At 76.1% G+C, this 6,017-nt stretch carries 6 protein-coding genes; 2 read left to right on the top strand and 4 right to left on the bottom strand.

The genetic code is table 11. The features are described from left to right. Positions 1 to 17 precede the first annotated feature (17 nt). The 4 genes from fusA to ACFU7Z_RS34690 all read right to left on the bottom strand — a co-directional run bounded on the left by fusA (position 18) and on the right by ACFU7Z_RS34690 (position 4,755). A complete protein-coding gene (fusA, locus tag ACFU7Z_RS34675; RefSeq protein WP_380781969.1) occupies positions 18 to 2,084 on the bottom strand; it encodes an elongation factor G in 2,067 nt (688 codons plus the stop codon). A 399-nt stretch (positions 2,085 to 2,483) separates the two neighbouring features. Continuing rightward, entirely contained in the window at positions 2,484 to 2,990 is a 507-nt protein-coding gene (locus ACFU7Z_RS34680) for a hemerythrin domain-containing protein (protein WP_380781971.1), read from the bottom strand. 153 nt (positions 2,991 to 3,143) lie between these two features. Continuing rightward, positions 3,144 to 3,731, bottom strand: coding sequence for a nuclear transport factor 2 family protein (locus ACFU7Z_RS34685; RefSeq protein ID WP_380781973.1), 588 nt, complete (start codon positions 3,729 to 3,731; stop codon positions 3,144 to 3,146). Between the two features lie 70 nt (positions 3,732 to 3,801). Further along, positions 3,802 to 4,755 (bottom strand): DMT family transporter, encoded by a 954-nt coding sequence (locus ACFU7Z_RS34690; RefSeq protein WP_380781975.1) that lies wholly within the window; start codon positions 4,753 to 4,755, stop codon positions 3,802 to 3,804. 49 nt (positions 4,756 to 4,804) lie between these two features. Between ACFU7Z_RS34690 and ACFU7Z_RS34695 the strand changes: the two genes are divergently transcribed. Beyond that, positions 4,805 to 5,383 (top strand): MarR family winged helix-turn-helix transcriptional regulator, encoded by a 579-nt coding sequence (locus ACFU7Z_RS34695; protein ID WP_380781977.1) that lies wholly within the window; start codon positions 4,805 to 4,807, stop codon positions 5,381 to 5,383. Positions 5,384 to 5,407: 24 nt separating this feature from the next. Then, positions 5,408 to 5,938, top strand: coding sequence for a DUF6328 family protein (locus tag ACFU7Z_RS34700; protein WP_198959520.1), 531 nt, complete (start codon positions 5,408 to 5,410; stop codon positions 5,936 to 5,938). Positions 5,939 to 6,017: the final 79 nt, after the last annotated feature.

Raw genomic sequence — 6,017 nt, forward strand, 5'->3', positions numbered from 1 at the left:
GGGGCCGGGCGGCGGGCTCATCCGGCGGGCGTGGGCGCGGGGGCGTAGCCGGCCGGGCGGGTGGTGAAGGTGCCGCGGCCCTGGGTGCGGCCGCGCAGGCGGCCCGCGTAGCCGAACAGTTCGGCGAGCGGGACCAGCGCGCCCACCCGGGCGGTGGCGCCGGGGCCGGGGTCGGTGGAGCGGACGTGGCCGCGGCGGGCGGCGAGGTCGCCGAGGACGGTGCCCAGCGCGTCCTCGGGCACGGTGACCGTCACCTCCGCGACCGGTTCCAGCAGGTGCATCCGCGAGGCGCGCAGGGCCTCGCGCAGGCCGAGGCGGGCGGCGGTGCGGAAGGCGAGCTCGGAGGAGTCCTTGGGGTGGGTGGCCCCGTCGGTGAGGGTGACGGCGACGCCGGTGACCGGGTGTCCGCCGAGCGGTCCTTCGGCCAGGGCGTCGCGGCAGCCCGCCTCGACGGCCTGCACGTACTCGCGCGGCACCCGGCCGCCGGTGACGGTGGAGGCGAACGCGAACTCCGCTTCGGCGCCGTCCGGCAGGGGGTGGACGTCGAGGACGAGGTGGGCGAACTGGCCGGCGCCGCCGTCCTGTTTGGCGTGCCGGTGGACGAAGCCGGTGACGCCCTCGACGAGGGCCTCGCGCAGGGCGACGCGCGGGCGGCCGACGACCGCCTCGATCCCGCTGTCGCGCCGGACCTTCTCCACCGCGACCTCCAGGTGCAGTTCGCCCAGGCCGGACAGGGTGCGCTGGCCGGTCTCGGGGTCGGTGGCCACGCGCAGCGAGGGGTCCTCCTCGGCGAGGCGGGCGAGGGCGGCGGCCAGCTTGTCGGTGTCGGTGGCGCGGCGGGCCTCGACGGCGACGGTGACGACCGGTTCGGCGCTCACGGGGGCCTCCAGGAGGATCGGGTGGTCGGGGTCGCACAGGGTGGCGCCGACGCGGGTGTGCTTGGGGCCGACGACGGCGACGATGTCGCCGGCGCGGGCGTGGTCGGTCTCGGTGTGGCGGTCGGCCAGGACGGTGAGGATGCGGGCGACGCGTTCGCGGCGGCCGGTGGCGGTGTCGAGCACGGTGGCTCCCTTGTGGAGGGTGCCGGCGTACACGCGCAGGTGGGTGAGGCGCCCGGTGGGGGCGGCCGTGACCTTGAACGCCAGGGCGGTCAGGGGCTGTTCGGGGTCGGGGTCGCGCTGCTGGGTACGGTCGGCGGAGCGGGTGGGCGGGACGTCGAGCGGGGAGGGCAGGTAGGCGACGGCGGCGTCCAGGAGCGGTTCGATGCCGCGGTTGCGGTAGGCGGAGCCGCACAGCACCACGACGGCCTCGCCGGTGCGGGTGAGGTCGCGCAGGGCTGCGGTGAGGGTGGCGGCGCCGACGGTTCCGTGGGTGCAGAACTCCTCCAGGGCCCGGGGGTGCAGTTCGGCGACGGCCTCCTCCAGGGCGCGGCGGCGTTCGGCGGCCGGGCCTTCGAGGTGGGCGGGCACCGGGCCGTGCGCCATGGCGCCGTCCTCGTGCCAGGTGAGGGCGCGCAGGTGGACGAGGTCGACGACGCCGGTGAACGACTCCTCGGCTCCGATGGGCAGTTGGACGGCCAGCGGGCGCGGGTGGAGGCGTTCGCGGATGGAGTCGACGGCGGCGTCCAGGTCGGCACCGGCCCGGTCGAGCTTGTTGACGAAGGCGATGCGCGGCACGCCGTGGCGTTCGGCCTGGCGCCACACCGACTCGCTCTGCGGCTCGACGCCGGCGACCGCGTCGAACACCGCCACCGCGCCGTCCAGGACGCGCAGGGAGCGCTCGACCTCGTCGGCGAAGTCGACGTGGCCGGGGGTGTCGATGAGGTTGATCCGGTGCCCGGCCCAGGCGCAGCTGACGGCGGCGGCGAAGATGGTGATGCCGCGGTCGCGTTCCTGGGGGTCGAAGTCGGTGACGGTGGTGCCGTCGTGGACCTCGCCGCGCTTGTGGGTGGTGCCGGTGAGGTAGAGGATCCGCTCGGTGACGGTGGTCTTGCCGGCGTCGACGTGGGCGAGGATGCCGAGGTTGCGGACGGCGGCGATGCTGCTTGTGGTGGTGGTGCTCGCGGTGGTGGTGTGGGTGCGCATGGCCCGGGTGCCTTTCGAGGCGGTCCTGCTGGTGGGTGGGCGCGCGATTCGGCAGTGCCGACGGACCGTCGGGTTCGTTGCCACACAGTGGGCTTACGGCCGGACGGGCCGGTGTCAGACGGTGGTGGCACTGCTCCGGTGCCGGCCGCGCAGCGGGCACCGGGAGAGGCGGGACACCAGGATCACCTCGTACCGCGACGCGGGAGAGGGGGCGGCGGCACTCTGCTTCGGCATGGCCGCCCGCCCCCTCTCCCCGTCTCGTACGTCACGGTCGTCGCGTTCGGGCCGCGCGTCGGGGCGCGGCCGCGTGGCGAGTGTAGGGAAGGCGGGCCGGACGGTGCGACGGGTTTTTACGGTGCGCGGGTTCTACGGCGCCCGGGTCTTACGGTGCGCGGGGTTCTACGGTGCCGGGTCCCGCGGCGCGCGGAAGCGCAGGACCGGTTCGGACCAGCCGTCGTCGCGCACCCCGGCGTCCAGGGCGGCGCCGATGGCCCGTTCCTCGTAGCCGAAGTGGGAGTCCATGATGGCGGCGAGCCCGTCGAGTTCGCGTCCGATCGCCTCCAGGTCGGCGTCGGGCCGTCCGGCGGCCTGGTCGGCGAGGTCGCGCACCCGGGTGAGGATGCCGGTGATGAGGCCGTGGTCCTCGACGAGTTTGGCGATGGTCGGCGCCAGGTCGGGGCGTTCGCGCAGGAGTTGGGCGAACAGGCCGTCGTCCTCGCCCTGGTGGTGGTTGGTCAGGGCGGTGCAGAAGGCCAGGCAGTGGGTGAGGAGCCGGTCGTCGCCGCCGTGCGGGCGGGGCCGGCCGAGGTTCGCGCGCAGGTCGGCGAGGCGGCGGCGCAAGTCCTGGTGCGCGCGGGAGAGTTGCAGGCTGAGGGCGGCCGTACGGCCGGTGGAGGGGGAGGCCACGGGTGGCGGTCCCTTCGGTCGCGCACCTCCATGCCTGACGCGGTCCGTCACCGGCACGCGATGCTCACGCCAGCAGATCACGTGATCCGCCCGGCGGGCAAGCGGCGGGGCCCCGGCCCAAGTGGCGCCCCGGCCGGTGCCCCGGGGCCGCCGTCACGCTCCGCCGGCGAGGTCGCGCAGGGTCGCCCCGGCCTTCGGGGTCAGGACGAGCGGGCCCCTGCCGCTCGTCCACACGGCCCGCACGTCCAGGCTCCGCAGGCGCCAGCCGTCGGGGGTGCGCACCGCCTCGCCGGTGAACGTGCCGCCGACGTCGAAACGGCCGCCGGGCTCCTCGCCGCGCGCCCGCTGGGTGGAGGCGAGGTGGACGTGCGCCATGACGGCGTTCCAGCGCACCGCGGCCCGGTCCCCGTCCAGGTCGATCATGTGGTTGGCGCCCACGTGCTGGGTCCGCTCGAACTTTCCGAGGGTCGCCTGCTCGGACTCGGCCAGCCCGTCGATGCCCTCGTGGTCCCCCACCGGCGTGGTGATCCGCACGTCGGGGGTGAAGTAGCGCCGCGCCCACGCCTCGTCGAACCGCCCGCCGCCGCGGGGCACCGTGTCGAGGCTGAGCAGGTAGCCGTCGATGAGGCCAGTGATCTCGGCGCGGTCGGTGAGGACCCGGACGCGCTGTTCGAGCGCGGCGAGGTTCGCGGCGATGGTGTCGATGGCGGTGGTGTCGGTGGCGGTGGTGTCGGTGGTCATGGCCCTGGCTCCTCGGAGTCGCCGTGCGCGGCGCGACCCGGTCCGGTCGCGCACCACGGAGGCTAGGACCTCAAGTCGACTTGAGATCAAGGTCCCGGTCCGCCGATGGGCGGGCCCGCCCGGCAGCGGACTCGGCGGCGGGCTCGGCAGCGGACTCGGCGGCGGGACGGACAGCGGTTTCGGCGCGCGGCCGCCCGAGCAGGATGCCGGCCACGACCAGCGCCAGCCCCGCGCCCTGGCGCGGCCCGAAGGCGTCGCCGTCCAGCGCCGTGCCCAGCAGCACGCCGGTGAGCGGGTTGAGCAGTCCGAGCAGGCCCACGGTGCCGGCCGGCAGGTGGCGCAGTCCGGCGAACCAGCAGGCGAAGGCGAGCGCGGTGGCGATCACGGTGGTGTAGCCGAAGGCGAGCAGGGTGGGCGCGTCCACCGGCGGGGGCGGGCCCTCGACGGCGGCGGCGAGCGGCAGCAGCACCAGGCCGCCCGCGGTCAGCTGCCAGGCGGTGGCGGCGAGCGGGTCGGCGCCCTCGCGCCAGCGGGCGGCCAGCACGTAGCCGACGGAGGAGACCAGCATCGCGGCCGCCGAGGCGGCCAGCCCGGCCCAGCCGATGCCCTCCCCCGGTCCGGCCAGAGCCAGCGCGACGCCGGCCAGGCCCACCACCGCCCCCGCCAGGTGCGCGCGGCGCGGGCGCGGGCCGGCCAGGGCCCAGGCGGTGAGCAGCATGGTCAGCGGGGAGGCGGCCATGACGGTGGCGGCGGCGCTGGTGGGCAGCAGTTGGGAGGCGAGGTAGAGCAGGACGAAGAAGACGGCGGTGTTGAGCAGGCCGAGCAGCGCGCTGCGCCACCACCAGGCGCCGTGCGGGCGGCGGCGGGCGAGGGCGAGGAGCAGCAGGCCGGCGGGCAGGGCGCGCAGGGCGGCGCCCCACAGGGGGTGGTCGGCGGGCAGGTGGGCGTGGGTGACCCAGTAGTTGGCGCCCCAGGCGACGGGGGCGAGGGCGGTGAGCAGGACCCACCGCGTATTGGCTTCCATGGAAGACAATATAGCTTCCCAGGAAGCTATCGGGGGTAGGATGGCGCCCATGGAGCACGGACAGGGACACGGACAGCACGCCGACCACGCGGACCCCACCGACGCCGCGGACCACGTCGCCCGGGTCCAGGCCGAGTGGCGGCGCGAACGCCCCGACCTGGACGTCTCCCCGCAGGCCGTCATCGGGCGCCTGCACCGCCTCGCCGCCCGCCTGACCGCCGAACTGACCCTCGTCTACCAGCGCTACGGCCTGGGCGAGGGCGAGTTCGACGTGCTCGCCGCGCTGCGCCGGGCCGGCGCCCCGTACGAGCGGGCCCCGGGCGAGCTGGCCGCGCACACGATGGTGACCACCGGGGCGATGACCAAGCGGATCGACCGCCTGGAGCGCGCCGGGCTGGTCACCCGGCGCCCGGCCGCCGACGACCGGCGCGGGCGCGTGGTCGCGCTCACCGAGGCCGGCCGGCGCCTGATCGACGAGGCGTTCACGGCGCACATGCGCAACGAGCACCGGCTGCTGGCCCACCTGAGCCCCGAGGAGGCCGGCGCCCTGCAGGGGTTGCTCACCGTCTGGCAGCAGCGCCTGGACGGCACCGGGGGCGCGGACCCCGGTGCGACGCGCGGGGCCTGACGCCGGGCCGTGGGAAGCTGACGCATGACCAGTGCACCTCCCCCGGACTCCCCCTCGCCCGGCCACCGGTCCGACTCCGCTCCCCCGCCCGGCTGGGGGAACCCGGCCGTGCGCGCCGACCGGCGCCTGGTGGCGATGCTGCAGGAGCTGCGGGTGCTCCAGACCGGCGTGCAGATCGTCTTCGCGTTCCTGCTCGGCGTCGCCTTCACCCCGCGCTTCGCCCAGCTCACCGACGCCCAGCAGGACGTCTACGTCACCACCCTGCTGCTGTCGGTCGTCGCCGCGGCCGTCCTGGCCACCCCCGTCGCCCTGCACCGCGGGCTGTACCGCCACCCGGGCAAGGAGCGGATCGTCGCCGTCTCCATCCGCGTCGCCCAGGTGGGCCTGCTGCTGCTCGCCTCCGCGCTGACCGGCGCCGTGCTGCTGGTCCTGGACGTCGTCCTCGGCACGGCGCTCGCGGTGCCGATCACCTGCGGCATCGCGCTGATCTTCGCCGTGCTGTGGTTCGGCCTGCCCTGGGCGGTGCGCCGCTCCGCCCGCCGCGACGGGGCCTGACCGGCCCCGGGCGCCGCCGTACGGGTCCGACCGCCGCCGCACGGGCCCGTTCGCTGCCGCCGCCCGCACCGGGGGTGCG

The sequence above is a fragment of the Kitasatospora sp. NPDC057518 genome (genome assembly GCF_042802075.1).
Lineage (GTDB): Bacteria > Actinomycetota > Actinomycetes > Streptomycetales > Streptomycetaceae > Kitasatospora.